28 protein-coding genes are annotated in these 26,489 nt (G+C 64.8%); 12 read left to right on the plus strand and 16 right to left on the minus strand.

Annotation, left to right across the window (positions count from 1 at the left end):
• The first annotated feature begins 54 nt into the window (after positions 1 to 54).
• Entirely contained in the window at positions 55 to 414 is a 360-nt protein-coding gene (locus tag EO99_RS0122000) for a nuclear transport factor 2 family protein (protein WP_029620726.1), read from the plus strand.
• Here EO99_RS0122000 and EO99_RS0122005 read toward each other — a convergent pair.
• The 9 genes from EO99_RS0122005 to EO99_RS28370 all read right to left on the minus strand — a co-directional run bounded on the left by EO99_RS0122005 (position 411) and on the right by EO99_RS28370 (position 8,479).
• On the minus strand, positions 411 to 1,031 hold the full coding sequence (locus EO99_RS0122005; protein ID WP_029620727.1) for a hypothetical protein: 621 nt from the start codon (positions 1,029 to 1,031) through the stop codon (positions 411 to 413). The two genes, EO99_RS0122000 and EO99_RS0122005, sit on opposite strands and share 4 nt — an antisense overlap.
• An 83-nt stretch (positions 1,032 to 1,114) precedes the next feature.
• Positions 1,115 to 3,538: a phenylalanine--tRNA ligase subunit beta gene (gene pheT / locus EO99_RS0122010; RefSeq protein WP_029620728.1), complete on the minus strand. Its 2,424-nt coding sequence runs from the start codon at positions 3,536 to 3,538 to the stop codon at positions 1,115 to 1,117.
• 15 nt (positions 3,539 to 3,553) lie between these two features.
• Complete coding sequence (gene pheS / locus EO99_RS0122015; protein ID WP_029620729.1) at positions 3,554 to 4,636, minus strand: phenylalanine--tRNA ligase subunit alpha; 1,083 nt, start codon at positions 4,634 to 4,636, stop codon at positions 3,554 to 3,556.
• A 131-nt stretch (positions 4,637 to 4,767) separates the two neighbouring features.
• Positions 4,768 to 5,172: a 50S ribosomal protein L20 gene (gene rplT / locus EO99_RS0122020; RefSeq protein ID WP_029620730.1), complete on the minus strand. Its 405-nt coding sequence runs from the start codon at positions 5,170 to 5,172 to the stop codon at positions 4,768 to 4,770.
• Positions 5,173 to 5,210: 38 nt separating this feature from the next.
• Positions 5,211 to 5,414: a 50S ribosomal protein L35 gene (gene rpmI, locus EO99_RS0122025; RefSeq protein ID WP_029620731.1), complete on the minus strand. Its 204-nt coding sequence runs from the start codon at positions 5,412 to 5,414 to the stop codon at positions 5,211 to 5,213.
• Positions 5,415 to 5,561: 147 nt separating this feature from the next.
• Positions 5,562 to 6,914: an ATP-binding protein gene (locus EO99_RS0122030; protein WP_029620732.1), complete on the minus strand. Its 1,353-nt coding sequence runs from the start codon at positions 6,912 to 6,914 to the stop codon at positions 5,562 to 5,564.
• Positions 6,911 to 7,576, minus strand: a complete 666-nt coding sequence (locus EO99_RS0122035; RefSeq protein WP_029620733.1) for a response regulator transcription factor — start codon at positions 7,574 to 7,576, stop codon at positions 6,911 to 6,913. Before EO99_RS0122035 ends, EO99_RS0122030 begins: the two co-directional genes overlap by 4 nt.
• A gap of 5 nt (positions 7,577 to 7,581) precedes the next feature.
• Positions 7,582 to 8,142 (minus strand): PepSY domain-containing protein, encoded by a 561-nt coding sequence (locus tag EO99_RS0122040; RefSeq protein ID WP_029620734.1) that lies wholly within the window; start codon positions 8,140 to 8,142, stop codon positions 7,582 to 7,584.
• A 130-nt stretch (positions 8,143 to 8,272) separates the two neighbouring features.
• Positions 8,273 to 8,479 (minus strand): hypothetical protein, encoded by a 207-nt coding sequence (locus EO99_RS28370; protein WP_235776905.1) that lies wholly within the window; start codon positions 8,477 to 8,479, stop codon positions 8,273 to 8,275.
• Positions 8,480 to 8,509: 30 nt separating this feature from the next.
• Here EO99_RS28370 and EO99_RS28375 point away from each other — a divergent pair, with 30 nt between their 5' ends.
• Entirely contained in the window at positions 8,510 to 8,845 is a 336-nt protein-coding gene (locus EO99_RS28375) for a hypothetical protein (protein WP_029620736.1), read from the plus strand.
• Positions 8,846 to 9,026: 181 nt separating this feature from the next.
• On the opposite strand, the gene infC is transcribed toward EO99_RS28375, so the two are convergent.
• Positions 9,027 to 9,563, minus strand: a complete 537-nt coding sequence (gene infC / locus EO99_RS0122055) for a translation initiation factor IF-3 (protein WP_077067148.1) — start codon at positions 9,561 to 9,563, stop codon at positions 9,027 to 9,029.
• Between the two features lie 178 nt (positions 9,564 to 9,741).
• On the opposite strand from infC, the gene EO99_RS0122065 reads away from it, so the two are divergent.
• Both EO99_RS0122065 and EO99_RS0122070 read left to right on the plus strand, forming a co-directional pair.
• Positions 9,742 to 10,554: an alpha/beta hydrolase gene (locus tag EO99_RS0122065; protein ID WP_029620738.1), complete on the plus strand. Its 813-nt coding sequence runs from the start codon at positions 9,742 to 9,744 to the stop codon at positions 10,552 to 10,554.
• Positions 10,555 to 10,685: 131 nt separating this feature from the next.
• Positions 10,686 to 11,300: a transglutaminase-like cysteine peptidase gene (locus EO99_RS0122070; RefSeq protein ID WP_081852164.1), complete on the plus strand. Its 615-nt coding sequence runs from the start codon at positions 10,686 to 10,688 to the stop codon at positions 11,298 to 11,300.
• Between the two features lie 68 nt (positions 11,301 to 11,368).
• Here EO99_RS0122070 and mbfA read toward each other — a convergent pair whose 3' ends face one another.
• The gene (mbfA, locus tag EO99_RS0122075; RefSeq protein WP_029620740.1) at positions 11,369 to 12,355 is read right to left on the minus strand and encodes an iron exporter MbfA; all 987 of its coding nucleotides are present in this window, start codon (positions 12,353 to 12,355) and stop codon (positions 11,369 to 11,371) included.
• Positions 12,356 to 12,592: 237 nt separating this feature from the next.
• On the opposite strand from mbfA, the gene EO99_RS0122080 reads away from it, so the two are divergent.
• The 3 genes from EO99_RS0122080 to EO99_RS27680 all read left to right on the plus strand — a co-directional run bounded on the left by EO99_RS0122080 (position 12,593) and on the right by EO99_RS27680 (position 15,290).
• Positions 12,593 to 13,699 (plus strand): TRAP transporter substrate-binding protein, encoded by a 1,107-nt coding sequence (locus tag EO99_RS0122080; protein ID WP_029620741.1) that lies wholly within the window; start codon positions 12,593 to 12,595, stop codon positions 13,697 to 13,699.
• 154 nt (positions 13,700 to 13,853) lie between these two features.
• On the plus strand, positions 13,854 to 14,960 hold the full coding sequence (locus tag EO99_RS0122085; protein ID WP_029620742.1) for a TRAP transporter substrate-binding protein: 1,107 nt from the start codon (positions 13,854 to 13,856) through the stop codon (positions 14,958 to 14,960).
• A gap of 138 nt (positions 14,961 to 15,098) precedes the next feature.
• Positions 15,099 to 15,290 (plus strand): hypothetical protein, encoded by a 192-nt coding sequence (locus EO99_RS27680; protein ID WP_156034952.1) that lies wholly within the window; start codon positions 15,099 to 15,101, stop codon positions 15,288 to 15,290.
• A 346-nt stretch (positions 15,291 to 15,636) separates the two neighbouring features.
• Here the strand turns inward: EO99_RS27680 and EO99_RS28035 are convergent, their stop codons facing one another.
• Positions 15,637 to 15,804, minus strand: a complete 168-nt coding sequence (locus EO99_RS28035; protein ID WP_173425157.1) for a hypothetical protein — start codon at positions 15,802 to 15,804, stop codon at positions 15,637 to 15,639.
• Positions 15,805 to 15,983: 179 nt separating this feature from the next.
• On the opposite strand from EO99_RS28035, the gene EO99_RS0122100 reads away from it, so the two are divergent.
• The 3 genes from EO99_RS0122100 to EO99_RS0122110 all read left to right on the plus strand — a co-directional run bounded on the left by EO99_RS0122100 (position 15,984) and on the right by EO99_RS0122110 (position 19,060).
• Positions 15,984 to 16,604, plus strand: coding sequence for a TetR/AcrR family transcriptional regulator (locus EO99_RS0122100; RefSeq protein ID WP_029620744.1), 621 nt, complete (start codon positions 15,984 to 15,986; stop codon positions 16,602 to 16,604).
• Between the two features lie 42 nt (positions 16,605 to 16,646).
• A complete protein-coding gene (locus tag EO99_RS0122105) occupies positions 16,647 to 17,864 on the plus strand; it encodes an MFS transporter (RefSeq protein ID WP_029620745.1) in 1,218 nt (405 codons plus the stop codon).
• 128 nt (positions 17,865 to 17,992) lie between these two features.
• The gene (locus tag EO99_RS0122110; protein WP_029620746.1) at positions 17,993 to 19,060 is read left to right on the plus strand and encodes an alpha/beta hydrolase family protein; all 1,068 of its coding nucleotides are present in this window, start codon (positions 17,993 to 17,995) and stop codon (positions 19,058 to 19,060) included.
• A gap of 29 nt (positions 19,061 to 19,089) precedes the next feature.
• On the opposite strand, the gene EO99_RS0122115 is transcribed toward EO99_RS0122110, so the two are convergent.
• The 4 genes from EO99_RS0122115 to EO99_RS0122130 form a co-directional block, all read right to left on the minus strand.
• Positions 19,090 to 19,611, minus strand: coding sequence for a GNAT family N-acetyltransferase (locus tag EO99_RS0122115; RefSeq protein ID WP_029620747.1), 522 nt, complete (start codon positions 19,609 to 19,611; stop codon positions 19,090 to 19,092).
• Between the two features lie 23 nt (positions 19,612 to 19,634).
• On the minus strand, positions 19,635 to 20,177 hold the full coding sequence (locus tag EO99_RS0122120; RefSeq protein ID WP_408002884.1) for a helix-turn-helix domain-containing protein: 543 nt from the start codon (positions 20,175 to 20,177) through the stop codon (positions 19,635 to 19,637).
• An 83-nt stretch (positions 20,178 to 20,260) separates the two neighbouring features.
• Positions 20,261 to 21,820 (minus strand): VOC family protein, encoded by a 1,560-nt coding sequence (locus EO99_RS0122125; RefSeq protein WP_029620749.1) that lies wholly within the window; start codon positions 21,818 to 21,820, stop codon positions 20,261 to 20,263.
• 88 nt (positions 21,821 to 21,908) lie between these two features.
• Positions 21,909 to 22,421, minus strand: coding sequence for a ClbS/DfsB family four-helix bundle protein (locus EO99_RS0122130; protein ID WP_029620750.1), 513 nt, complete (start codon positions 22,419 to 22,421; stop codon positions 21,909 to 21,911).
• 219 nt (positions 22,422 to 22,640) lie between these two features.
• Between EO99_RS0122130 and chrA the strand changes: the two genes are divergently transcribed.
• Complete coding sequence (gene chrA, locus EO99_RS0122135) at positions 22,641 to 23,876, plus strand: chromate efflux transporter (protein WP_051680024.1); 1,236 nt, start codon at positions 22,641 to 22,643, stop codon at positions 23,874 to 23,876.
• A 165-nt stretch (positions 23,877 to 24,041) separates the two neighbouring features.
• A complete protein-coding gene (lepA, locus tag EO99_RS0122140) occupies positions 24,042 to 25,862 on the plus strand; it encodes a translation elongation factor 4 (protein ID WP_029620752.1) in 1,821 nt (606 codons plus the stop codon).
• The last annotated feature ends 627 nt before the right edge of the window (positions 25,863 to 26,489 follow it).

The following is a 26,489-nucleotide window of genomic DNA, read 5'->3' on the forward strand; positions in this document are numbered from 1 at the left end:
GCCTGCTGGACTGTTTGCCGCGGCCCGCTATACTGCGGTCAGGAGGGAGCGGGCATGTCAGACCAGCAGGCAGTCCAATCCGTCGTCCACCTCTATGTGGACGGCATGACCTTTGCGCATGAGGGTGCGCTGCGGAAGGCGTTTCACCCGAAAGCCTGCATCGTCGGCAATTACGACGGCGCCGTCGAGTGGCTTTCGCTCGACGAATTCATCGCCGCGGTCGCCGGCGAAGGCCCTGCCCCGGCGGGCATGCAGCCCCTGATCCAGATCGAGGCGCTCGACGTGACGGGGGATGTCGCTACCGTGAAGGTGGTCGACGAATTTGCCGGCATGCGCTTTTCCGATCACCTGTCGCTGCTCAAGACGGACGGCCGCTGGATGATCGTCAACAAGCTCTACTACCTGCACCCCTAGCCGCCGACTTCCAGGGGAAAGCCCTCGTAAAGCCGAGAATGACCGCCTTCGTGGTTGGCCATCCCCGGCTTGGTCAGGAGGCCGCGCGGCTGCGCATAGCTCATGATCCGGCGCACCGGCCGCTCGTGCCACTGGATGTTGAAGGCCCAGAGCTTGGGAAAGAAGCAGAGCGAGGCATAGGGCAGGTGGTCGTGGATCCACCAGGCCATCGCCTGCCAGCCGCCCTCTTCCTTGTGCCGGTCGATCAGCCACGGCACGACGATGCAGGCCGTGGCGCCCATGCAGCCGTCGGCGTCACGCATGTCCCAGATATGATCGGCAGCCGAGGCGGCATTCGTGGCGCAGTTCAATCCCTTGCGATTTCCGAACGCGTTGACCGCTGCCGCCCGGTACCCGGAACGCAGATGCAGACGGCCGAAGGTCGCCTGCAAAGGCTCCAGCAATTCCCCGCAAAGCCGTCGCCCCGCCTCGATCGCCAGATCGGGATCGTCCGGGACATTGGGGATGTTGTAGACGGCGGCAATCTCGGAAAACAGGAAATCGCGAAAGAAGAAGTTCTGCGACAGCCGGACCCGCCCAAGCTCCTCCAGCCCCTTCATCGACTGCGGTGTGCGCATGTCTTCGCCCCACAAAAAAGCCTGCCCCAGAGGGACAGGCTATCTTGGGACCGGGTGGCGCACCACCCGTTATCGTTTCAGCGTCAGGCGCGCAGCACGCCTCCGGTGGTCTTCTCGACATTGCCGACTATCTTGGTCGTCAGCGCCTCGAAGTCCTCGTCGGTCAGGGTCTTGTCAACCGGCTGGATCAACACCTCGATGGCCACCGACTTGCGGCCCTCCCCGAGCGAGGCGCCCTCGAAGACGTCGAAGACGTTGACGCCGGCGATCAGCTTGCGGTCGGCGCTGGTGGCGGCCTTGATGATTGCACCCGCTTCCACCTGGCTGTCGACGACGAAGGCGAAGTCGCGCTTGACCACCTGGAAGGGCGAGAGTTCGAGCCCGGGCTTGGTGCGCGTCGCCTTCTTCTTCGGCTCCGGCATGGCGTCGAGATAGACCTCGAAGCCGCAGAGGGTACCGGAGACATCGAGCGCACCCAGAGTCTTCGGATGGAACTCGCCGAAATAGCCGAGCACCACCTTAGGCCCCATCTTGATCGTGCCGGAGCGGCCCGGATGATACCAGCCGGGCGCACCCGCCTCGACCTGGACATTGCCCATCGGCAGTCCGCAGGCCTCTAGCACGGCCAGCGCATCGGCCTTGGCGTCGAAGACATCGACCGGCTTGCCGCCGCCCCGGGTGCCGTTGGACCAGAGGCGTCCGGCGCCATTGATGGAGGCTGTGCCGCGGCGCACGCCGCCGGCGACACGCCGCTGGCCTTCCGGCCTGTCGTTCTCATAGGTGCCGGAGACCTCGAAGATCGCCACGTCGCCGAACCCCTTGTCGGCGTTGCGCTGGGCGGCTGTCAGCAGGCCCGGCAGCAGCGACGGCCGCATGTCGGACATGTCCGCCGCAATCGGATTGGCGAGCTTCAGCGATGGGGCGCCACCGCCGAAGAGCTTCGCCTGATCTTCCGGGATGAAGGACCAGGTGACCGCCTCCAGCATGCCGCGGGCAGCCAGTGCGCGCTTGGCGGTGCGGGTACGGATCTGCAGCGTGGTCAGGATGCGGGTGTTGACGGCGCCGAGGTTCTCGATCGGCTCCGGCGTGATCTGGTCGACACCGTGGATGCGCATCACTTCTTCGACGAGATCGGCCTTGCCGTCGATGTCCGGGCGCCAGGACGGCACCGTGACGGAGAAGCGGCTGCCTTCGCCGGCGACCCCGAAGCCGAGGCGGACGAGGATCTCGCGGCTTTCCTCGGCCGAGACGTCGAGGCCCGTCAGGCGCCTGACCTCGGCGGTCGGGAAATCGACCACTTTCGGCTGGTGCCCCTTGTCGCCGACGATCTTCGCCTCGGCAGCCGTACCGCCGCACAGCTCAAGCACCAGTTCCGTGGTGCGCTCCAGGCCCGGCACCATGTACTGCGGATCGACGCCGCGTTCGAAGCGGTAGCGGGCGTCGGTGATGATGCCGAGAGAGCGGCCGGTCTTGGCGATGTTGATGGGGTCCCAGAGCGCCGATTCGATCAGCACGTCGGTGGTGTTCTCGTCGCAGCCGGAATGCTCGCCGCCCATGACGCCGCCGATGGATTCCACGCCGTTGTCGTCGGCGATCACCACGTTGTTCGGGGTCAGCTTGTATTCCCGCTGATCGAGCGCCAGAACCGTCTCGCCGGCGAGCGCCCGGCGCACGGTCAGGTCGCCCTTGACCTTGGCGGCGTCGAAGACGTGCATCGGCCGGCCCTGGTCGAAGGTCATGTAGTTGGTGATGTCGACCAGCGCATTGATCGGACGAAGGCCGATCGCCTTCAGGCGCCGCTGCATCCAGGCCGGGCTTGGGCCGTTCTTGACGCCGCGCACGAGGCGCAGGCCGAAGCCCGGGCAGAGCCGCGGGTCGTCGAGGATGATCTTCAGGTCCACCGGGGTCTCGCCCTCGACGGCAAACGAGGGTGCGGCACGGCTCTTCAGCGTGCCAAGGCCGGAGGCGGCGAGATCGCGGGCGATGCCGTAGATCGAGGTGCAGTCCGGCCGGTTCGGCGTCAGGTTGATCTCGATGACCGGATCGTCGAGGCCGGCATAGGTCGCAAACGCCGTGCCGACCGGCGCATCCTCGGGCAGGTCGATGATGCCGTCATGATTGTCGGACATGTCGAGCTCTTTTTCGGAGCACATCATGCCGTGGCTTTCGACGCCGCGGATGTTGCCGACGGCAAGCGTCACGTCGATGCCCGGCACATAGGTGCCCGGCCGCGCCAGTGCGCCGACGAGGCCGGCGCGGGCGTTGGGGGCGCCGCAAACCACCTGCACCGGCTTGCCGTCACCCGTATCGACCATCAGCACCTTCAGGCGGTCCGCCTGCGGGTGCGGTTCCGCCGAAACCACCTTGGCGATGACGAAGGGCTTGTAGGCCGCCTTGTCGTCGACATCCTCGACCTCGAGCCCGATCGAAGTCAGGCGCGTGCAGATCTCATCGAGCGTGGCCTCCGTATCCAGATGATCCTTCAGCCAGGAGAGTGTGAATTTCATCTCGTCATCTCCCCTTTAAGCGCTCAGGCCGCCGAACAGCGTCGGCATGTCGAGCGGGCGGAAGCCATAGTGGTTCATCCAGCGGACGTCGGCGTTGAAGAAGTCGCGCAGGTCCGGCATGCCGTATTTCAGCATGGCGATGCGGTCGAGACCCATGCCCCAGGCAAAGCCCTGGTATTCATCGGGATCGAGCCCGCCGGCGCGCAGCACGTTCGGGTGGACCATGCCGCAGCCGAGGATTTCCATCCAGTCGGAGCCTTCGCCGAACTTCACGATCGGCCCCGAGCGGTCGCACTGGATGTCGACCTCGAACGAGGGTTCGGTGAAGGGGAAGAAGGACGGGCGGAAGCGCATCGTCACGCTGTCGACCTCGAAGAAGGTCTTGCAGAATTCCTCGAGGATCCAGCGCATGTGGCCGACATGGCTCTTCTTGTCGACGACCAGCCCTTCGACCTGATGAAACATCGGCGAATGGGTGGCGTCGGAGTCCTGCCGGTAGGTCTTGCCGGGAATGACGATGCGGATCGGCGGCTTCTGGGCTTCCATGGTGCGCACCTGCACCGGCGAGGTGTGGGTGCGCAGAACCTTGCGCTCGCCGTTCTCGTCGGGCTGGAAGAAGAAGGTGTCGTGCATCTCGCGGGCCGGATGGCCCTCCGGGAAGTTCAGCGCCGTGAAGTTGTAGTAGTCGGTCTCGATATCCGGCCCTTCGGCGATCGAGAAGCCCATGTCGGCAAAGACGGCGGTGATCTCGTCGACGATCTGGCTGATCGGATGGATGCGGCCGCGCTCGGCGGGCGAGGAACGCACCGGCAGCGAGACATCCACCGTTTCTGCCTTCAGCCGCGCGTCGATCGCCGCATCCTTCAGCACCGTCTTGCGCGCGTTGATCGCCTCGGTGATCTCGGTCTTCAGCGCGTTGATGGCGGCGCCGCGGCTCTGGCGCTCCTCGGCACTCATGCTTCCCAGCGTCTTCAGGAGCTCCGATACGGACCCCTTCTTGCCAAGGGCGGATACGCGCACGGCCTCGATCGCCGTCTCGTCACCGGCCGCGGAAATCTCCGCCAGAAGCGATGTTTTCAGGTGTTCCAGATCGGACATGGTCTCTTCCGTATGATGATCGACGTCTTTCCTAGCGGCACGCCGTGACGGGCAAAAGAAAAACCCGCGCCAGCCGAGACCAGCGCGGGTTTCCCAAAGTCAATAAAGCAAAGATGCCTGGGAAGCGCTGGTTACTTAACCGCGCTTGCAAACTCGTTGGTCGTGCCGGCGTCCTTGAGGTACTCGAGAGCCTTCTTGGAGGCTTCCACCAGCGCGCCGAAGGCTGCCGGCTCATGGATGGCCATGTCGGACAGGACCTTGCGGTCGACCTGGATGCCAGCCTTGTTGAGGCCGTCGATGAAGCGGCCGTAGGTGAGGCCGGATTCGCGGACGGCAGCGTTGATACGCTGGATCCACAGGGCGCGGAAGTTGCGCTTCTTGACCTTGCGGTCGCGGGTGGCGAACTGGCGCGAACGATCCACCGCGGCCTTTGCGGCGCGGATGGTGTTCTTGCGGCGGCCGTAGAAGCCCTTGGCTGCCTTGAGGGTCTTGGTGTGCTTGGCGCGGGAAGTTACGCCACGTTTTACGCGTGCCATGTCATGATCTCCTTAAATGATCCAAAAAGCGAAGAGTCTCAGAGACCGTTCGGCAGGTAGTTCTTGATGACCTTCTTGCCGTCTGGTTCGGCGAGGACCATCGTGCCGCGTGCATCGCGGATGAACTTGTTGGACCGCTTGATCATGCCGTGGCGCTTGCCGGCGGCTGCTGCGACGACCTTGCCGGTCGCCGTGATCTTGAACCGCTTCTTGGCGGAGGACTTCGTCTTCATCTTGGGCATTTTGCTACTCCATTCTTCTTCAGAGAAACTGGCAGACGACGCCTATTTCCAGCATTTAGAACGGCCTCGGCATGCCCTGCCGGACCGTTCGGACGCGCGCTTATAACCGCAGTCGGAGAAAAGCGCAACGGGTGGTGCGCATATCTGCTACGTGATCGCCGATGCGCGCGCAGCCGTCGCCGGAAGCCACAGCTTCACCTGGAGCCCACCCCATCGCGAAGCGGAGAGATCAAGCCCGCCGCCATAGGCCTTCAGGATGTCTCCGGAGATGGCAAGCCCGAGGCCGGAGCCCGCGGTTGCCTCGCTGATCCTGACCCCACGCTTCAACATCATATCGTAGCACTCAGGCGCCGCGCCCGGCCCGTCGTCGCTGACGATCAGCACGACGTTGTCCAGCGTGCGATCCGCCGAAACCTCTATGCGCTTTCCGGCAAAGCGGACCGCGTTGTCCAGCACATTTCCCAGGGCTTCCGCAATGTCGGCCGGATCCGCCTGGACCGTCAGCGACGGATCGATCGCCAGATGCCAGTCCACCCCCTTCTCCTGCGTGAACGGGGTCAGCACGCTGACGAGCTTTCCGCAGATGCCGAGCAGCGAGGTCGTGGCCATCTGCTCCACGCCCATTCGAGCCGCCTGCAACTGGCGGTCGGCACGCTGCCGGACAAGCTCGATCTGCTGAAGGGCCGTGCTGCGGCCTTCCTCGGGCAGCGCTTCGACCAGATGCGACAGCACGGTCAGCGGCGTCTTCAGGCCGTGGGCGAGGTCGCTCGCACGCGCGCGCGCCCGCGAGATCGCCGTCTCCCGCTCGTTCAGGAGAAGGTTGATCTCCCGGACCAGCGGCTTGACCTCGCTTGGTCCTTCCGTGCCGATATGTGCCGCCCGTCCGGCACGCACGTCGGCCACGCGATCCCTCAACCGCACCAGCGGCCTCAACCCGATCCAGCCCTGCAGGAATGCCGCAAGGACGAGCACGCCACCCGTGGAGAGAAGCATCAGACGCAGCGGATTGTGATAGCTTTCGAGAGCCGTCTCCATCTCGCTCCTGGAAAAGCCGGCGTAGACGACGAAGTCCGTCGCGGCGGGGTCGTCGCCCAGGGTCATCGTCTTCATCGAGACGAGGACCGGCGAACCGTCCGGCCCAAGGGTTTCCCGGAACCCGTAATACTGGTCGCTGGACAAATCGGCCGCAGCGAATTCCGTGTCCCACAGGGACCGGGACCGCAGGGGAGCCACATCGCCATCCCGCGAAATCTGCCAGTAGCGGCTGCCGGCGGGGATCTGGAACCGCGCGTCGGCGGGCTCGTTCCGCAGGCGGAGGACGCCATTCTCCACGGTGAGCTGCGCCGCCAGGGAATCCATGACCGAGGTCATCTCGCCGGAATACTGGGCGGCCAGATAATCCGTGAACAGATGGCTGAGCACCGCCCAGACAAGCGTCAGCGAGAGTGCGATCGCGACAAGCGCTCCGGCCGCCAGGCGAAAGTGCAGCGAATGGATCACGTCCGTCGCTCCGGAAGGACATAGCCGAAACCCCGACGGGTCTCGATGGCGTCGGCATCCGTCTTCTTTCGCAAGCGCGCGACCATGGCCTCCACGGCATTCTTGGCCGCATCATCGTCGCGACCCTGAACCTGGCTGGCGAGCTCCGCGGGACTGAAGACCTCACCCGGCCGGCCCATGAGAAGCGCAATCATCCGGTACTCCAGCGGGCTGAGGTCGAGTTCGCGCCCGTCGAATGTCACCCGCCGGGCGCCTTCGTCGAGCGTGAACCGCTCGGTGGAGGTGACGCGGGCCGTCGCCGCGCCGGCGCGGCGCAGAAGCGCCCGCAGCCGGGCCAGCAATTCCTCGGTCCGAAAGGGCTTCGGGAGATAGTCATCGGCGCCGGCATCGAAGCCGTCGACACGCTCCATCCAGGAGCCCCGCGCGGTGAGCACGAGAACAGGCGTATTGATGCCTGCCCCACGCCATCGCTTCAGGATGGAGAGCCCGTCCATGCCCGGCAACCCGAGATCCAGGATGATGGCGGAATAATCGCCGGTCTCCCCCTCCTCCCACACGTCCGGCCCGCTCGGAAAGACGTCGACCTGGTAGCCTTCGCGCGTGAGTTTTTCGACCACATGGCCGGAGATATTGGGGTCGTCCTCCGCCAGCAGGATGCGCATCGTCCTCAGCCTCCCAGCAAAGCGCCATTGCGGGCATTCACCCGCAGCGTCCTGATCGCCCCCGCCGTGTCGCGAACTTTCACCTGATATACGTCGCTGGACAGGGACCGTTTCAGCGTCACGTCGATTACCCGCCCGTAGCGCTGTGCATCGATACGCTCGAGGACTGTCCTCAGCGGAAGGATTTCGCCGTCACGGACCGCATCGCGTGCCCGGTCATAGTCTGCATCCCGGCCGTTTCGCCCGTGGCCATCATCGTCATCGTCATCGCGGCCGTCGTCATTATTGTCATCATCATCATCATCATCATCGTCGTCGTGATCATTCCCACGGCCGCTGTTGTCGCTGTCACCGTCATCGTCATGATCGCCGCCGGAACCCGAACCGGAATTGTCGCTCCCGCTGCCGGAGCTGGAGCCGGACGAGCCGCTGCCGGAGGAATCGCTTCCTCCGCCGTCGTCACTGCCACCATCCTTGGCATCGGCACGGTGAACGATCGGGCCGGCTGCAGCAAATGCCACCGCAAGCATCAGGATCGTCATCAGGGAACGACGGCCAGTGTTCATTGCACTTCCAGATCCATCCATTCGTCCGCAATCGGGAACTTACATCAAAACCTTCCCCGCGAAGAGTCAAAGGGCAAGACCTCAACATAGGTCTTGCCCCCATGAGCTGGGTGAAGTGCCACCCCGTCCGCTACCGCGCGGCGGCAGAGACGATGTTGACTGCGGTAATCCCACCGGGGTTGCGGGCGAAATCGCCGCGGTGCGGATGCGCCACCACCGTGCGAGTTCCATGCTCGAGCTCGATTTCCACCTCGAGGCGCCGGCCCAGCTGGTCCACGGCGGCCAGCGAGCCGTCGAGCAGTCCGGTCAGGCTCTCTTCGGACACTGAGAGGGTCACTTCGGGGCGATTGTCATCGCCACGGCCGCCATGGCGATCGCCAGAGTCGTCGTCATCGTCATCATCCCGGCCATCGTCGTCATCGTCGTCGTGGCCGCCTCGACCGCCATGGTCGTCATCGTCATCGTCGCTGTCGTCGTGACCGCCTCGACCACTGTTGTCGTCGCCTCGGCCGCCATCATCGTCATTGTCGTCGCCGCGGCCGGAGCCGCTGCCGTCGTCCCCGCGGCTGTCCGAGCCGCCGCCATCGTCACTGCCATCCCGGGCAAATGCGGAAGCCGAGAAGTGGTCCGGGTCGAGCGACTGGATAGCTGGGAGAGAGAGTGTGACCGCGAGCGCACCCACGGACGCCAGGAGTCTGCGTGAAAGGTTGGTTTTCATGATCTTCGCCTTCTGCTCTGTTGTGCAGAGGGCAGAATGCCAAAGTGCCGCTGACAGACCGCTGAGCGTTCCTGTCAGCATCCTGTCAGCCTGGCAAAAAGGCGTCGGCCAGAAACGTCAAAGCCGCCCCTGCGGACGGCTTCGAGAAGACCTCAGGCGGCGGTTTTTACCGCGGCGCCAGCACCATCATCATCTGACGGCCTTCGAGCTTGGGCTCGGCTTCCACCTTGGCGATCTCGTTGGTGTCTTCCTTGACCTGCTGCAGGAGCTTCATGCCGAGCTCCTGGTGGGCCATTTCGCGACCGCGGAAGCGCAGCGTCACACGGACCTTGTCGCCTTCGTCAAAGAAACGATTCATCGCTTTCATCTTCACCTCGTAGTCGTGGGTGTCGATGTTCGGGCGCATCTTGATCTCTTTGATCTCGACGATCTTCTGCTTCTTGCGCGCTTCGGCCGCCTTCTTCTGGTTGGCGTACTTCAGTTTGCCCAGATCAAGGATCTTGCATACCGGCGGCTCCGAGTTGGGGGAGATCTCAACGAGATCCAGCCCGGCCTCCTCGGCCATCCTCAAAGCTTCTTCTGTCGCGACCGGTCCGAGGTTATTGCCCTCGGCGTCGATCAGCTGAACCTTCGGAATCCGGATATCCCGGTTTGAGCGCGGCCCATCCTTGACGGGGGCATCGGCTTTGAACGGTCTGCGAATGGTCGTATTCTCCTAGGCTGTTTCCGTAAATTTCGGCCAAATGCCCGGCGTTTCAGCGGGCATCGGCAATGTCGTAATCACGACGGCGTTGTCAATAGCACAGTCCCGCAGAAAAATCACCTGCTGCCGCGGGATAAGAATCTGTTTTATAAGCCCGGCATCAGCAAAGGAGCATACCATGACGGATCTGTCCGCGGCCACGCCACCACAAGAGAAGAGCGTCACCGTCGGCGGCGCCGGGGATGAACGGACGATCGCCATCCTCTACCGGCCACCGTCGGCCGGAACCTCCGCACCCGTGCTCGTGTGGCTCGGCGGCTACCGGTCCGACATGACCGGCACGAAGGCGGCCGAGATGGATGCCTTTGCGGCACGCCAAGGGCTCGGCGCCATCCGCTTCGACTATTCCGGACACGGCGCCTCCGGCGGCGACTTCCGCCAGGGCACGATCTCGCGGTGGCTGGAGGAGACCATCGCGGTTCTCGACCACCTGAAGCCGGAGCGCATCGTTCTCGTGGGATCTTCGATGGGCGGCTGGATCGCGCTCCGCCTTGCCCAGGAGCTTCGGCAGCGAGCCACAGGCCCGCATCTCGCGGGGCTCGTGCTGATCGCGCCGGCGCCGGACTTCACGTCCGAGCTCATCGAGCCGCATCTGACCGACGCGCAACGCCGGGCGCTTGCCGAACAGGGACATTTCGAAGAGCTGTCCGAATACAGCCCCGAGCCGAATATCTTTACCCGGGACCTTCTCGAAGACGGGCGGAGAAACCAGGTTCTTACAGGCATCATCGAAACCGGATGCCCGGTCCATATCCTCCAGGGCATGCAGGACGCCGATGTCCCCTACCGGCATGCGCTGAAGCTGGTCGAATTCCTGCCGGCCGAGGATGTCGTGGTGACGCTGATCCGCGATGGCGACCACCGGCTTTCGAGACCCCAGGATATCGACAGGATGCTCGCCGCGGTTGGATCCCTCGTCAATCATGACTAAAAAATAAGCTGAGGCTAAAATGCACCACCTTTAACCATATTCAAAGTTGAAGCAGGTCGCTAAAAGTTGATCGATTGACAGTCCCGCCCCAAGCACCTTAACGTTTTGTTAAGACTTGAAGGGACGGGTCCATGCAATACACCTTGAAGGCTCGGCACTTAGCCGTGTTCCTGCTAGCTATACTTGCGCCTACCACCGCGGCAATCCCGGCGCCTCAAGCGTTGACCAGTATGGTCACCGGGTCGGTAACGTCTCAGCCGATCGGGCACTACGAGTTCTGCCGCGCCTTTCCGGCGGAGTGCAACCAACGCCTTGCTTCCAGGCCGGCACCGAAGCTGACGCCGCATGGCTGGGCTCTCCTGAAGAAGATCAATTCCTCCGTGAACGGCAGGATCCATGCGATGACCGACAAGGACATCTATGGGCGGGAAGAGGTCTGGGCCTATCCGAAGGATGTCGGCGACTGCGAGGACTTCGCTCTCCTGAAGCGCCGCGAGCTTGCCGCCAAGGGCTTCTCGCTGGCCGATCTGCTGATCACCGTGGTGCGCAAGCCGGACGGCGAGGGACATGCCGTCCTGACGGTCCGCACCGAACAGGGCGACTTCGTCCTCGACAACCTCGATAACGAGGTGAAGCCCTGGTACCAGACCTCCTACACCTTCCTGAAGCGCCAGGCCTCCTTCAACACCGGCCGCTGGGTCAGCATCGAGAACGGCCGCGACGTGGTCGTCGGCGCGCTGCGCTGAGCTGAGCGGCAGAGGTCGAGAATCCGAAAGGCGGGCATTGCCCGCCTTTTTTTACACGGCACCCGGCCTCATCCGTGGCCGATGATGATGCCGGCCGCCAGCACCAGCGAGCCGCCGAACACCACCTGCATCACCGCACGCAGGAAGGGCGTCTCCATGTAGCGGTTCTGGATGAAGGCGATCGCCCAGAGTTCCACGAAGACGACGAGGCCGGCGAGAAGCGTCGCCGTCCAGAAGTGCGGAATGAGATAGGGCAGCGCGTGCCCCAGGCCGCCGACGGTCGTCATGATGCCGGAGGCAAGCCCGCGCTTCAGCGGCGAGCCGCGACCGGAGAGCTTGCCGTCGTCGTGGGCAGCCTCCGTGAACCCCATGGAAATACCCGCACCGACGGAGGCCGACAGGCCGATCAGGAAGGTGGACCAGGTGTCCTGCGTGGCAAAGGCCGCGGCGAAGATCGGGGCCAGCGTCGAGACGGAGCCGTCCATGAGCCCGGCCAGCCCCGGCTGTACATAGGTCAGCACGAACTGGCGGTGTGCGGTCTCGTCCTCTTCCGCCCTGCCCTCCTCGCCGACATGCTTTTCCCCCAGAGCACGGGCGATCTCTCCGTGACCCTGTTCGGCGAGCGCCAGGTCCCCGAGCAATCGCCGGGTCGAAGCATCGCCGACGCGACTGGCGGCGAGCGTATAGAAGCGATGGGCCTGGTCTTCCATCGCCTCGGTCTGGGCCCGGATCTTGTCGAGCGGCAGGTTCTTCACCAGCCAGTCGGGCTGCCGGACGTAGAAGCCGTCCACATGCTCGCGCCGGATCAGCGGGATGCGCTCGCCGAAGCGGGTTCGGAACATCTCGATCAGCATGTTCTTGTGGGTCTGCTCGACCTCGGCCATGTCCTCGAAGACCTTCGCAGAGCCCGGATATTGTTCGCGGAGATTTTCGGCATAGGCCTGATAGATGCGGGCGTCCTCCTCCTCGGCACCGATGGCGAGCGCAAGGATCTCCTCCTCGCTGAGGGTATCGAACGGGCGGCGGCGGCGGGAGGGAAAAAGAGCGGCAATCATCGGATGCTCCAGAGCTTAGAATTATTCTAATCTATCTATTTGCGCCGGAACTTCAAGGGCCGCGACGGGGGCAAGTTGCAGGGGCGAGACCCGTGTCGGCGCGTGAAACAAAGCGAAAGCGGAAGCGATCCGCGACGCAATCAAAGTCATTTTTCCCTTGCTGTTCCTGAAATGATCGAATTAGAAGGCCGCAGTGACGGCGAGAGCCGTGCATCCATTCAGAAAGGCATGCCTTCCATGAACCGCAGAACATTTATCCGTCAGGCCGGCACTGCCGGCGTCGGCGTCGCGGCCGCGGCGACCCTTGCAGCGCCCGCCATCGCGCAGGAAAACCCGAAGATCACCTGGCGCATGACCTCCTCCTTCACCAAGGGCCTCGATATCCTGTTCGGTGCCGGCCAGATCGTCGCCGACCATGTCCGGGAAGCATCCGGCGGCAACTTCACGATCCAGCATTTCGCCGGCGGCGAAATCGTTCCTGCGCTGCAGGCGGCCGATGCCGTCTCCTCGGGCACGGTCGAGATGGCCCATACCTGCTCCTATTACTATGTCGGCAAGGACCCGACCTTCGCGCTCGGCACCTCGGTTCCCTTCGGCCTCAATGCGCGCCAGACGAATGCCTGGTTCAACCAGGCCGGCGGCAACGAGCTGCTGAACGAATTCCTCGCCGGCTACAACATTCACTCCATCCTGCTCGGCAACACCGGCGCCCAGATGGGCGGCTGGTTCCGCAAGGAAATCAACACCATCGACGACCTGAAAGGCCTGAAGATGCGCATCGCCGGCCTCACGGGCCAGGTGATGAGCAAGGTCGGCGTGACGCCACAGCAGATCGCCGGCGGCGACGTCTATGCGGCGCTCGAGAAGGGCACCATCGACGCCACCGAATTCGTCGGCCCCTATGACGACCAGAAGCTCGGCTTCCACAAGGTCGCCAAGTACTACTACTACCCGGCATGGTGGGAAGGCGGCCCGGCGGTTCACGCCTTCGTCAACCTCGAAAAGTTCAACGGCCTGCCGGAGAACTACAAGCGCATGCTGCAGGACGCCTGCGCCGCCGGAAGCGCCAGCATGCTGGAACGCTACGACGCCCAGAACCCGGTCGCCCTGCGCGAGCTCGTTGCCGAAGGCGCCATCCTGCGCCCCTTCAGCCAGGAAATCCTCGACATCTGCTACAAGGCCGCGCTTGAGACCTACGCCCAAATCTCGGCTACGAACCCGGCCTTCAAGAAGATCTACGACAGCCAGCAGGCCTTCAAGAAGGATGCCTATCTCTGGTCGCAGATCGCCGAATACAGCTACGACACCTTCATGATGATCCAGCAGCGTAACGGCAACCTCTAAGTCCATTCCGGAAGGAGCCGGCGGTCGTCGGCTCCTTCACCCAAGTTTTGCCTCCCTTGGTCGAAGGCGCGGCAGATGATTCCGCTTGCCGCATCGCGTGCCAAGTCCGTAATACCGTCAGCGAGAACCGCACAACCCATCCGAGGAGGACCCCATGAACCGTCGAAACTTCCTACGGCAGGCCGCCACGGCCGGCGCCGGAGCAGCCGCCGTGCTGCCGCTTGCAGCCCCTGCGCTGGCGCAGGATCGCCCGGCGATCACCTGGCGCCTCACCTCCTCGTTTCCCAAGAACCTCGACATCATCTTCGGCGCCGCCAACGAGATCGCCGACAGCGTCAAGAACGCCACGGACGGCCAGTTCACCATCCAGATCTTTGCCGCCGGCGAGATCGTGCCCGGCCTGCAGGCCGCCGATGCGGTCGCCAACGGCACCGTCGAGATGGCGCATACCTGTTCCTACTACTACATCGGCCAGGATCCGGCCTTTGCGCTGGGCACCGCCATTCCCTTTGGCCTCAACGCCCGCATGACCAATGCCTGGTTCACGGCCGGTGGCGGCAATGACCTGATCAACGAGTTCCTCGCGCCGCGCGGCCTCTATGCCCTGCCCGCCGGCAACAGCGGCACCCAGATGGGCGGCTGGTTCCGCAAGGAAATCAACACGCTCGAGGATCTCCAGGGCCTCAAGATGCGAATTGCCGGTCTGGCCGGCCAGATCCTGCAGAAGGTCGGCGTGACGCCGCAGCAGATCGCCGCGGGCGATGTCTATCCGGCGCTGGAAAAGGGTACGATCGACGCCACCGAGTTCGTCGGTCCCTATGACGACCAGAAGCTCGGCTTCCAGAAGGTCGCCAAGTACTATTACTACCCCGCATGGTGGGAAGGCGGCCCGGCCATGCACGCCTTCTTCAACCTGGAGAAGTTCAACGCACTGCCGAAGAGCTATCAGCAGATCCTCGCCAATGCCTGCGCGTCCGCCAACAACAACATGCTGGCCAACTATGACGCGCGCAACGCGGTGGCCCTGAAGCAGTTGGTGGCCGATGGCGCCATCCTGAAGCCGTTCAGCCAGGAAATCATGGAAGCCTGCTACAAGGCAGCCATGGAAACCTATGCAGAACTGTCGGAGAAGAGCCCGTCGTTCAAGACGCTCTACGACAGCCAGCTGGCGTTCAAGAAGGATGCCTATCTCTGGGCGCAGGTGGCCGAATACAGCTACGACACCTTCATGATGATCCAGCAGCGGGCCGGCGCGCTCTAGACCGACCAGCAGCCAAGCACTCTGGAAGCCCCGCATGACGGGGCTTCTTTTATTAGCGCCATCTCCTTTTCAGGAAGAACCGAGGGAACTGCAAAGCGCCATCATCCGTTGACGCGATATCAGATCGGAGAAACTTCCATGGCGTACCACCATACCTCGCGCCAGGCCAAAGGCGGCCTGGGCACAACAGTGTTGTTCATGCTTGCTGCACTTGCCGGTGGTGGCTTCCTCGCCGCAACGATGGACGACGGGTCGTCCTCTGCACGCATCTACCTGGCGGAAGATCTGTCTACACCTGCGGTGGTCGCGCCTAACGCCGCCCTGCGCTGACGGCTGGCGCCTTTCTCGGACCTGCGCGTCATCAGCTGCCGCCACAAGTGCGGCCCGAACCAGATGAATACGGCTGCCGCAGCCAAGGCGACCAGCGCTCCGGCCAGCACGGGAGCAGGAAGCGCCGCGTCCTGGCTCGCTGCCATGGACGCCGTTCCTAGGCCCGCAGTCGACAGTATGGCCTGGACCATCAATCTGAACACCGAACCACTCCATCCCCTGGGGGCGACGATGCCCGACTCGCTAGTCCCCGCCGGCTGCGCCCGGATTGATCCAGCGCAAACGCCGGAGCGACAAAAAGACCCCGCACGCAGCGGGGCCTTTCCTGATTCTCATGCCTGATGGGTCAGGCGCCGGTGTTGGGGCGGTTGCTGCCAACGTTCGTATTCGTGGAAGACGTCTTTCCATCCGGCGCCTGGCCGAAATGCGTGCCGCCGAGATGGCCGCCGGCGCTGGTGTTCTCCACCTGCTTCTCCGCGCGCTTCACGGCTTCCTTCACATCGCTCTTCGTCATGGTCTGCCTCCGTCTTTCTGGTTGGTACAATAGGCTAACCGCGTTCGCGGCGGTGCGTTCCGTCGCTTCCGCGAATAATCCGGGTGGCCGCACCATGCCTCCCGGAAATTGCAGGAGTTGACGTTGGCCAGTTCCTGGACTATTTGGAAACGATCGTTTCCAAATATGGTCCGTGCCCAATGATCGCCGACACCCTTTCCACGCCGCCTTCCCGCGCCCCCGGACGTCCGCGCGAGTTCGATCTCGATGAGGCACTCGATGCCGCCATCCTGGTGTTTTCGGAACGCGGCTATCACGGAACGTCGATTTCCGAACTGAAGGATGCCATGGGGCTGACGGCAGGCAGCATCTACAAGGCCTTCAAGGACAAGCGCACGGTCTTCCTCGCCGCCTTCGACCGCTACAAGGCGGTGCGCGCCGCACTTCTCGACGCCAGGCTCTCGCAGGCGTCCAGCGGCCGCGCGCGCGTTGCCACCGTTGTGCGCTTCTACGCCGAAGCTGCCTGCGGCGAGACGGGGCGGCGCGGCTGCCTCGCCATCGGAGCCGCAGTCGAGCTCACCCTCTTCGACGAGGAGGTCGCCCAGCGCGTCGGGGGCCACAATGCCCGGCTCGTGGAGCGGATCGAGGGTTTCATCCGCGAGGGCCAGGCGGACGGATCGATCGCCGGGCATGTGGATGCGTCCGGCGCCGCGCTTGCCGTCTTCTGCTACCTGCAGGGTATCCGCATCGCCGGCAAGACGGGACGCCATGATGGCGCCGCGCTCGCCTCGGCCGAGGCGATCCTGCGCATTCTCGACTGAAGCCACGCCGCATCACTTCCATCCTCCCAGGGAAACCACCCGATGACCGTGCAAACCACTCCAGCCGCTCCGCTTGCCCCCTCGGGCCTCTCGGGCACCATGACCTTCGTGATGGCGGCCGCCTGCGGCCTCATCGTCGCCAACCTCTATTACGCGCAGCCGCTCGCGGGGCCGATTGCCGCCGCCATTGGCCTGCCCGCTCATCTGACCGGGCTGATCGTGACGCTGACGCAGATCGGCTACGGCATCGGCTTGCTGCTGATCGTGCCGCTCGGAGACCTGGTGGAAAACCGTCGGCTGATCCTGATGATGATCGGCGCCACTATTATCGCCCTCCTCGCCGCCGGCCTCTCAACCGCCGCCCTGCCGTTTCTCGCCGCCTCGCTGGCGATCGGCCTTGCCTCCACGGCCGTGCAGATGATCGTGCCGTTTGCCGCGAGCCTCGCACCGGATGCACAGCGTGGCCAGGTGGTCGGCAATGTCATGAGCGGGCTGATGGTCGGCATCATGATGGCGCGACCGGTCGCCAGCTTCATCGCCCGCTTCTCGTCGTGGAACCTCGTCTTCTTCCTGTCGGCGGGCGTGATGGTCCTGCTCGGCTTCGTGCTGGCTGCACGCCTGCCGAAGCGGATGCCGCAGACCCGGCTCTCCTACTTCGGCCTGATCGCCTCCATGGGGCAGCTCTATGCCACGCAGCCAGTGCTGCGCCGCCGCGCCTTCTATCAGGCCTGCCAGTTTGCGGCCTTCAGCCTGTTCTGGACAGTGACGCCGCTGCTCCTGGCCGGTCCTGCCTTCCAGCTGACCCAGGCCGGTATCGCGCTCTTTGCGCTTGCGGGCGTTGCCGGTGCCATTGCCTCGCCGATTGCCGGACGGCTCGCCGACCGCGACCTCGGCCGGCCGGCAACGATGTTCGGCATCGCCTCGGTCGCCATTGCTTTGCTCATCACCCATATCGCCCCGGAAGGGTCGACGGTGGCGCTGGCGCTCCTCACACTTGCGGCCATCCTGCTCGATTTCGGCGTGACGATGACGCTGGTGATCGGCCAGCGGGCGATCTACGGCCTGGGTGCCGACCTGCGCAGCCGCCTCAACGGCCTCTTCATGGCCACCTTCTTCTGCGGCGGCGCCGTCGGCTCGGCGGTGGGCGCCTGGGCCTATGCGGAAGGTGGCTGGATCCTTGCCTCGATGATCGGCCTGGCCCTGCCGGTCATCGCTCTGGCCTACTCAATGACCGAAAGACGGGGCGTCACCCGGGGCTGAAGGACGCTGCACGGTCGGGCAACGCAAACAGCAAGCCAAAAGATCGACCTCGATCGCGTTTGAGGTCGATTGCATCCGGTCGCCTAAGGCAAGCCTTGCCTCGTTCTCCAACCCAACGAGGCTCTCCAATGCGACTAACCAGTCTTCTCTTCACACTCGCCTTGTGCACCGCCGCCGATCAGGCTCTCGCCGACAGTCCTGCCGGCCTCCGCAAGATCAGCGTCGTGACGCAAGACTATCCACGTTCGCTTGCCGTGACGGTCTGGTATCCTTCTGCCTCCGGCGGAGCGGACGACGTGGTCGCGGACGATCGGATCTTCGCAAGCGCTCCCACCCGCAGCAACGCCGAAATCAGCCAAGGTCGTTTTCCGCTCATTCTTCTCTCCCACGGTTCTGGATCGCGGGCCGAGGGCATGGGCTGGATTGCGGCGGAACTGGCCCAAGCCGGCTTCGTCGTCGCCGCCCCCAACCATCCCGGAACGACGAGTGGTGACTCCACCCCGGCGTCGACACCGAAGATATGGGAGCGTACGGCGGATATCTCCACTGTCATCACCGCCCTTGTGCAGGACCCGAAATGGCGCTCCGCGATCGATCCGGATCACATCGGCATTCTCGGCTTCTCGCTTGGCGGCACGACTGCGATGGAACTCGCCGGCGCCCGCGGCGATCTTTCCGCCTATATTCGCTACTGCCAGGAGAACCCGGCGATGATGGACTGCCAGTGGTTCCGCGGCGGCCAGGGCTATGCTGGTGGCGAACGAGTCGACGTGGAGCCCTTCGACCTTTCCAGTGTTGACCGGGGTCGCTTCGAGCAGTCGGGGCGTGATCCGCGCATCAGCGCCGCCGTGGCAGTCGATCCTGGCCTTGCCACGACCTTCCAGCCGGAGAGCTTACGGGCGATTGACCTCCCGGTCGTCCTCATCAACCTTGGCAGTTCCGGAGAAATCCCGGTTGCCGTGGCTGCGGAAAACCTGGCGCGGCAGATCACCGGCGCACGTTATGCGCAGGTGGATGGAGCTGACCATTTCAGCTTCCTGCCGGTTTGCAGGAAAGGTGCCGCCGAATTCCTCCAATCGATCGGAGAACACGATCCCATCTGCGGAGAAACGACGCGGCCACGGGCAGACATTCACGCAGAGCTTAGCCGGCTCATCATCGATGCCTTCAAGCGCACGCTTAAACCCGGGCACTGAACTGTTCGAACCGAGGTCTGGAGTTGGACTCAGCCGATCCGCTTGTAGAAGAGCGTGGTGGCGCAGAAGCCGCCCTGCGGCCACAGCGCATAGTCGGGGATGACGCCCACCCGCTCCCAGCCGAAGCGCGGGTAGATCGCCTCCGCCTCGCTGCCGGTTGCCGTATCCAGCACCAGCAGCGAGCGGCCCCGCCGCACCGCTTCCGCCTCTACCTCTTCCATGAGCCTGCGCGACAGGCCGAGACCGCGGGCTGAACGATGCACGAGCAGCTTCATCAGGTCGCCCCGGTGCGGCTGGTTCGGCTTGGAGGCAAGGCCGACCTGCACCGTGCCGACCACCTTTCCCTCCCGCTCGGCGAAGCAGAGGATGATGCCGCCTGCTGCAACCTGTGCGGCGATGTCCTGCCAGTAGCCGGCAGCGTCCTTCGGCTCGAAGGGCAGCATGAAGCCCAGCGAGGCGCCGCCATTGATGCAATCGGAGAGGATCTCGCAGAGGTCCGGAATGGCGGCCCGGGCGGCTTGCGCGTCGGCAATGCGGATGGTGGTGGTCACGGGTGTCTGTCTCCTTGTCGACGTCAGCGGCCGCGGTCGAGGATCACGGCGTAGCGGGCGGGCCTTTCGCCCGGATTGTGGAATTCGAAGGCGTCGCCGAGGTCCATGAACAGGCAATCGCCGGGCGCAAGCCGATGCACCGTCTCGCCGATCGTCATCTGCAACTCGCCCTCGAACAGCCAGACATGCTGGGTCATCACCCGGCTTTCGGCACGCGGCGGAAAGGCGACGCGGGCGCCGGGCGGAAATTCCACCTCGACGAGGTCGACCCGGCTCGGCATGCCGGGCGGCGACACGGAGCGGCGCAGGTAGCCGCTGTGCGGATCGCGCCACAGCCGCTGTTCCCCGTGGCGGCTGAGCGGCGAGGCCTGCTGCGCCTCGTCGGCGAAGAAGGCCGAGAGCGACAGGCCGAGCGCCTCGCAAAGGCGCGCCAGGAGTGCCGCCGTCGGGCTCGCCTCGGCCCGCTCCACCCGCGAGATCATCGCCCGGCTGACGCCGGAGCGCGCGGCCAGTTCGTCCAGCGTCAGGCCCTGCGCATGGCGCAGCGCCTGCAGCCGTTCACCCATGGATTTCTCAAAAACAGCTTCCTGTTGTTCCATTATCCGAGAATGTACTTCTCGGATAATGGAGTCAACAGCCATCGATACTGTCAACGCCTGCCGGCGTCCTGCAGCCAGGCCTGCGCCAGCGGACCGTCCTCATCCGAGAGACCATGCCCCGTATCGACGAAATGGCTTTCCAGAGAGGCGTGATTTTCCTGAAGCCAGGCCGCCAGCCGGCGCGCGGAGGGAGCCGCCAGATCCTGGCGTCCGCTCACCATCAGCACCGACGAGCCCGCAAGATCGGTACGCGGCGCATCGTCCAGCACCAGTATCGGCCGCAGCAGGATCGCCCGGCGGACAAGGCCCGGATTTAGCGCCATCAGCGCGGCGAGGAAATTGGCGCCGTTGGAGAGGCCGAGAAAGAACAGGCGCTCCGCGTCGAGGCGATAGCCGGACACGGCACCCTCGACGAAGGCAGCGAAGGCCTCCGCTTCGGCGCGGATGTCCTCCTGGTCGAAGCTTGTGGAGGAGAACCGCCGGAACCAGCGGGGCACCCCCTCCTCCGCTGCCCGGCCCCGCACGCCAAGAAGCATAGCCTGCGGTGCAATGCGGTGGGCGAGCGGCATCAGGTCCGCCTCGTTGCCGCCGCTGCCGTGCAGCAGCACGATCGTCTCATTCGACGGTTCGTCGGGCACGAAGAAGCGGTGCACGAAGGGCAGGTCCCGGCGCGGCATGCGCGGCGCGCCCGGCGCGGAGAACTGCGGCAGCAGCACCTTCAGGTCGTCCGCCCGCGCCTCATCGCCCGGCGGCACGAAGAGCGTCTCGCCCAGATGCCCCGGCGCCTCGTCGAGTGCAAAACCGGGACCGTCGGTCGCCAGTTCGATCAGCGTGCCGCCCGGTTCGCGGACATAGAGCGAGCTGAAATACTTGCGGTCGTGGAAATTCGTCGGCGAGGAATTGCGCTTCGAGAGCTCCGCCTCCGCCGCCCGCACATCTGCGACATCGGCGGCGCGGAAGGCCACGTGATCGGCCGTGCCCGTTCCCGGAACGCCCGGCACATAGCCAGAAGCATCGCGGATATCGACCGCATCCGTATCGGACAGCATGCGCTGCATTGCGCCGGACACGGGACCCGGCCGGTAGCCGAAGCGCTGGACAAAGGCCGAGGTCTCCTCCGGCGTCTCGGTCAGGATGGTCACGGCCCGCAGCCGCCGTACGGCGAGATCGGCGCTCCCGTCCTCCCCGGCTGGCGCGGCCGCACCGTTGCCGACGAGCTTGACGATGATCCCGTCGGGATCCTTCAGCCGCAGCACCGTCTCGCCGAACTCGTGGAGCGGCCCTTCCACCGGCACGCGCTGCGTGATCGCCCGCGTCATCCATTCGCCGATGGCGTTCTGCGGCACCGAGAAGGCGATCTCCGAGACCTGGCCGTTGCCGACGCGGCCGGATGCCCCGTCCTCCCAGACGAGGAAGGTGACGAGCGTGCCCGGCTCCGCCTCTGCATTCCCGTAGAAGAGATGCAACTGCTCGGCATCCTCGAAACCGCCGGTGCGCTTGACGAGATGGAGCCCGAGGAAGCCGACGTAGAAGTCGACATTGTCCTGCACCCGCCGGGTGATCAGGGTCACGTGGTGGATGCCGGAGGCGAAGGGAAGGGACGTGGGCATGGTGAGTTCCGGTTGATCAGACCGAACCTAATCGCCGCTTCGCCGGGAGGCTAGGAAGAAAAGACCTCGTGCTCTGGAATGATGTCAATCATTCCGCCGGCTCCCCGTCTGGCAGGGCCTTCAGCCGCGACCGGATATACTTCGTGGCAGACCTGTAGTGGCTTGGTCCAGCGGCTTCGGCCCATCGGCCGGGCGCCCAGTCGTTGTTTGCTCCCTGCATCGGTGCGCCGTAGAGATCAGTGTCGCTGTGCTCCTGGATGAAGGTGATCAGCGCAAGGTGCCGGTCGGCCAGGAGCTTGCGTGCCTCCTCCCAACCGATGCCTGCCTGCCGCACCCTCAAGTCGGCATTGTAGCGCTTGAGCTCGTTCCATTTGTAGCCTTCGGCCGGGAAGTGAACCCGCTTTCCCGCACGCCCGTCTGCATACCAACTCAAAAACAGGCCGATCCAAGGCGCCCGGTGCGCGATCACATCCTTGATGGACGTATCCTCCTCGTCTTTGACGAGGGCTGACTCCTCAGGGATGCCCCCGATCAGTCCCTCGATCCTGGAGAACTCCTTTTCGGCGACAGCAAGCAACTGGGCCTTCGTCTTGGCTGGCATGGCGTTCCTTCCGGCTGGGTAACGCAGACTTTCATTGCAGATCCGGTGGCACCTTGACCGAGGTCAAGCGGGGTGTCCCGATCGCTCGCGGCGGCCTCACACGGCTCATCGATCCTCATCCTCGCCCGGATGCGCGTCTGTCTGACAGGTTGTCATGCCGACCGTCTAAAGGTACCGCATGACCGTGACCGAAGAACAGACCTCGCAAAGGAGCCGTCCGTGCCGCCATCGTCCGGACCGTCCGCCTCGTCCACCATTCTCACCCGCGGCACGCCATCGGAGGTCTTCCTCGCCTTCCTGAAGCTCGGGCTCACCTCCTTCGGCGGCCCGATCGCGCATCTGGGCTATTTCCGCGACGAACTCGTGGTGCGCCGCAAGTGGATCGACGAGGCGGGCTATGCGGATCTGGTGGCGCTCTGCCAGTTCCTGCCGGGACCGGCCTCAAGCCAGGTGGGCTTTGCGCTCGGCCTGTTGCGCGGCGGGCCGCTCGGGGCGCTGGCGGCCTGGGTCGCCTTCACCCTGCCCTCTGCCCTGCTGCTCCTCGCCTTCGCCCTTGCGGCAACTGCTTTCGACGGACCTGTCGGCCTCGGCCTCCTGCAAGGGCTGAAGATCGTGGCGGTCGCGGTGGTGGCGCAGGCGGTCTGGGGCATGGCCCAGACCCTGACGCCCGACCGGTCGCGGGCGGCAATCGCGCTGGCGGCCGTGGTGATCACCGTGGCGGCGGCCGGCTCGGTCGGGCAAGTTGCAGCGATTGCCGTCGGCGCCGTGGCCGGGCTCCTGCTCTGCCGCAACCATGCGTCCGCGCCGGCCTCCCACCTCCCCTTCCCCGTCTCCCGGCGCATCGGCCTCGGCTGCCTCCTGCTCTTCCTCCTGCTGCTTGCCGGCCTTCCGGTGCTGGCAGCGCTTGCCCAGTCGCAAGGCCTGTCGCTCGTCGATGCCTTCTTCCGCGCCGGCGCGCTGGTGTTCGGCGGCGGCCATGTGGTGCTGCCCCTCCTGCAGGCGGAGGTGGTGGCGCCCGGCTGGGTGAGCGAGGAGGCCTTCCTGGCCGGCTACGGCGCGGCGCAGGCCGTGCCCGGCCCGCTTTTCACCTTCGCTGCCTATCTCGGCGCCGTCATGGGGCCGCAGCCGAACGGCATCCTCGGCGCGGCACTCGGCCTCGTCGCGATCTTCGTGCCCGGGTTCCTGCTCCTCGTCGGCGTGCTGCCGTTCTGGGACCGGCTTCGCCGCTACCCTCTGGCCCAGGCCGCCATGCGTGGCGCCAATGCCGCCGTCGTCGGCATTCTCGCCGCCGCCCTCTACGATCCGGTCTGGACCAGCGCCATCCTGGCGCCGCACGACTTCGCGCTGGCGCTTGCCGCCTTCCTGCTGCTGGTGGTCTGGAAGACGCCGCCCTGGATCGTCGTGGCGCTGACGGCGGCGGCCGGCGTCGGGCTTGCCCTGCTCCCGCCCCTCTGACGCTGAACCTCGCCGCCGGACGGCGCGCCGCTCCCGCTGCGGGAGCCGATTTTCCGCTTCCGCAACGCGTCTTGCCCCATCCGGCCGCCAAACCCTCGCATTTATCGCAAATCCCCTGCACTACCGGCTAGGCGGGCGCCCTGACCGCTGCTATATGCGCGAGCCATGAGCACTGAACGCACGCCCCTCGACCATATCCGCAACTTCTCCATCGTCGCGCATATCGACCATGGCAAATCGACCCTCGCCGACCGGCTGATCCAGACGACCGGCGGATTGGCCGAGCGCGACATGTCCGAGCAGGTTCTCGATTCCATGGATATCGAGCGCGAGCGCGGCATTACCATCAAGGCCCAGACGGTGCGCCTGCACTACAAGGCCAACAATGGCGAAACCTATGTGCTGAACCTGATCGACACGCCCGGCCACGTCGACTTCGCCTATGAGGTCTCGCGCTCGCTGTCGGCCTGCGAAGGCTCGCTGCTGGTGGTGGATGCCTCGCAAGGGGTCGAAGCGCAGACGCTCGCCAACGTCTACCAGGCGATCGACAACGACCACGAGATCGTCACCGTCCTCAACAAGGTCGACCTGCCGGCCGCCGAGCCGGACCGGATCAAGGAACAGATCGAGGAAGTGATCGGCATCGATGCCTCTGAGGCCGTGCTGATCTCGGCCAAGACCGGCCTCGGCATCCCCGACGTGCTGGAAGCCATCGTCCACAAGCTGCCGCCGCCGAAGAGCGAAGGCGGCGAGAAGGCGCCGCTGAAGGCGCTCCTCGTCGACAGCTGGTACGACACCTATCTCGGCGTCATGGTTCTCGTGCGCGTCCTCGACGGCGTGCTCTCCAAGGGCCAGATGATCCGCATGATGGGCACGGACGCGAAGTACCACGTCGAGCGCGTCGGCGTGCTGACGCCGAAGATGCTGGCCGTCGACTCACTCGGCCCCGGCGAGATCGGCTTCTTCACCGGCTCGATCAAGGAAGTCGCCGATACCCGCGTCGGCGATACGATCACCGAGGACAAGCGCCCGACCGAAAAGATGCTGCCGGGCTTCAAGCCGGCGCAGCCGGTGGTCTTCTGCGGCCTCTTCCCGGTCGATGCCGCCGATTTCGAAGACCTGCGCTCGGCGATGGGCAAGCTTCGCCTCAACGACGCGTCCTTCTCCTTCGAGATGGAATCGTCCGCCGCACTCGGCTTCGGCTTCCGCTGCGGCTTCCTCGGGCTCTTGCACCTGGAAATCATCCAGGAGCGCCTCGAGCGCGAGTTCAACCTCGACCTCATCGCGACCGCCCCTTCGGTCGTCTACAAGCTGTTCATGACCGACGGCACGGAGCGCGAGCTTCACAATCCGGCCGACATGCCGGATGTGGTGCGCATCTCCGAAATCCACGAGCCGTGGATCAAGGCAACGATCATGACGCCGGACGATTACCTCGGCGGCATCCTGAAGCTTTGCCAGGACCGCCGCGGCATCCAGACCGAGCTCACCTATGTCGGCAAGCGCGCCATGGTCACCTATGAGCTGCCGCTCAACGAGGTGGTCTTCGATTTCTACGACCGTCTGAAGTCGATCTCCAAGGGCTATGCCTCCTTCGACTACCATCTCGACGCCTACCGCGAGGGCAACCTCGTGAAGATGTCGATCATGGTCAACGGCGAGCCGGTCGATGCGCTCTCCATGCTGGTGCACCGTTCGGCGGCCGAAAAGCGCGGCCGCGACATGTGCGAGAAGCTGAAGGACCTGATCCCGCGCCACATGTTCAAGATCCCGATCCAGGCTGCCATCGGCGGCAATGTGATCGCCCGCGAAACGATCTCGGCCATGCGCAAGGACGTGACCGCCAAGTGCTACGGCGGCGACGCCACCCGCAAGCGCAAGCTCTTGGACAAGCAGAAGGCCGGCAAGAAGCGCATGCGCCAGTTCGGCAAGGTCGAAATCCCGCAGGAAGCGTTCATTGCGGCGCTGAAGATGAGCGACGAGTGAGCCTTCGGGCTCGCTGACCGCTTCAGAATAGGGCACGACGGCAGCCCTCTCCGTCACCCTTCGCCCTCTCCGTCGTCACCCTCCGCCCCATCCTTTCGTCATCCTCGGGCTTGACCCGAGGATCCAAACCCAAGCCCTCCTCGCTGCTATAATCACGCCAGTCCGCCCCAGCCGCTGCACTTGACCTGGATCCTCGGATCAAGTCCGAGGATGACGAAAGAGAGGGAGGTGCCATGGGTGGCTCACGGGACACCGAAGCAAGACGGATCCTTCGAGGGCCGGGCTTTGCCCGCCCACCTCAGGATGAGGGGGAGTGTGCGGCACCCGCCACCCCAATCCGCACCCTCCCCCACCAAAAATCAACCACTTACCCCCATCCACATCCCCACCCCCGTAACCCATGCCCATAATCCCCCCGTTCCGCTCTCGGATACACCGGCAGGCGTGCCGGCGAGGTGGGGCCGGCGCGGTGGATGAGGGGCAGACGCAGAACCTCATGCACCGGGCTCGCGGAAAATGGTCTCCCTCCGGCGACACGGGGAGAGGCGCGGGGTTTCGGACCGGACCCTCGCCTCTTGAAGCCCGAAAGAGCGCGTCGGGCGTGCCTGTGCGGCACACAGGGGGGTC

The sequence above is a fragment of the Pseudorhizobium marinum genome (assembly GCF_000705355.1).
Taxonomy (GTDB): Bacteria; Pseudomonadota; Alphaproteobacteria; order Rhizobiales; family Rhizobiaceae; genus Neorhizobium; species Neorhizobium pelagicum.

Excerpts from the sequence above, each read along its gene's own strand:
- EO99_RS0122085 (WP_029620742.1), top strand. The coding sequence starts at position 13,854 with ATGAACCGTCGAAACTTCCTACGGCAGGCCGCCACGGCCGGCGCCGGA.
- EO99_RS0122040 (WP_029620734.1), bottom strand. The coding sequence starts at position 8,142 with ATGAACACTGGCCGTCGTTCCCTGATGACGATCCTGATGCTTGCGGTG.
- rplT (WP_029620730.1), bottom strand. The coding sequence starts at position 5,172 with ATGGCACGCGTAAAACGTGGCGTAACTTCCCGCGCCAAGCACACCAAG.
- EO99_RS0122100 (WP_029620744.1), top strand. The coding sequence starts at position 15,984 with ATGATCGCCGACACCCTTTCCACGCCGCCTTCCCGCGCCCCCGGACGT.
- EO99_RS28035 (WP_173425157.1), bottom strand. The coding sequence starts at position 15,804 with ATGACGAAGAGCGATGTGAAGGAAGCCGTGAAGCGCGCGGAGAAGCAG.
- rpmI (WP_029620731.1), bottom strand. The coding sequence starts at position 5,414 with ATGCCCAAGATGAAGACGAAGTCCTCCGCCAAGAAGCGGTTCAAGATC.
- EO99_RS0122130 (WP_029620750.1), bottom strand. The coding sequence starts at position 22,421 with ATGCCAGCCAAGACGAAGGCCCAGTTGCTTGCTGTCGCCGAAAAGGAG.
- EO99_RS0122125 (WP_029620749.1), bottom strand. The coding sequence starts at position 21,820 with ATGCCCACGTCCCTTCCCTTCGCCTCCGGCATCCACCACGTGACCCTG.
- EO99_RS0122080 (WP_029620741.1), top strand. The coding sequence starts at position 12,593 with ATGAACCGCAGAACATTTATCCGTCAGGCCGGCACTGCCGGCGTCGGC.
- EO99_RS0122110 (WP_029620746.1), top strand. The coding sequence starts at position 17,993 with ATGCGACTAACCAGTCTTCTCTTCACACTCGCCTTGTGCACCGCCGCC.
- EO99_RS28375 (WP_029620736.1), top strand. The coding sequence starts at position 8,510 with ATGGCGATCGCCAGAGTCGTCGTCATCGTCATCATCCCGGCCATCGTC.
- pheS (WP_029620729.1), bottom strand. The coding sequence starts at position 4,636 with ATGTCCGATCTGGAACACCTGAAAACATCGCTTCTGGCGGAGATTTCC.
- EO99_RS0122065 (WP_029620738.1), top strand. The coding sequence starts at position 9,742 with ATGACGGATCTGTCCGCGGCCACGCCACCACAAGAGAAGAGCGTCACC.
- EO99_RS0122070 (WP_081852164.1), top strand. The coding sequence starts at position 10,686 with ATGCAATACACCTTGAAGGCTCGGCACTTAGCCGTGTTCCTGCTAGCT.
- EO99_RS0122005 (WP_029620727.1), bottom strand. The coding sequence starts at position 1,031 with ATGCGCACACCGCAGTCGATGAAGGGGCTGGAGGAGCTTGGGCGGGTC.
- EO99_RS0122000 (WP_029620726.1), top strand. The coding sequence starts at position 55 with ATGTCAGACCAGCAGGCAGTCCAATCCGTCGTCCACCTCTATGTGGAC.
- mbfA (WP_029620740.1), bottom strand. The coding sequence starts at position 12,355 with ATGATTGCCGCTCTTTTTCCCTCCCGCCGCCGCCGCCCGTTCGATACC.
- pheT (WP_029620728.1), bottom strand. The coding sequence starts at position 3,538 with ATGAAATTCACACTCTCCTGGCTGAAGGATCATCTGGATACGGAGGCC.
- EO99_RS0122035 (WP_029620733.1), bottom strand. The coding sequence starts at position 7,576 with ATGCGCATCCTGCTGGCGGAGGACGACCCCAATATCTCCGGCCATGTG.
- EO99_RS0122120 (WP_408002884.1), bottom strand. The coding sequence starts at position 20,177 with ATGGGTGAACGGCTGCAGGCGCTGCGCCATGCGCAGGGCCTGACGCTG.
- lepA (WP_029620752.1), top strand. The coding sequence starts at position 24,042 with ATGAGCACTGAACGCACGCCCCTCGACCATATCCGCAACTTCTCCATC.
- EO99_RS27680 (WP_156034952.1), top strand. The coding sequence starts at position 15,099 with ATGGCGTACCACCATACCTCGCGCCAGGCCAAAGGCGGCCTGGGCACA.
- EO99_RS0122105 (WP_029620745.1), top strand. The coding sequence starts at position 16,647 with ATGACCGTGCAAACCACTCCAGCCGCTCCGCTTGCCCCCTCGGGCCTC.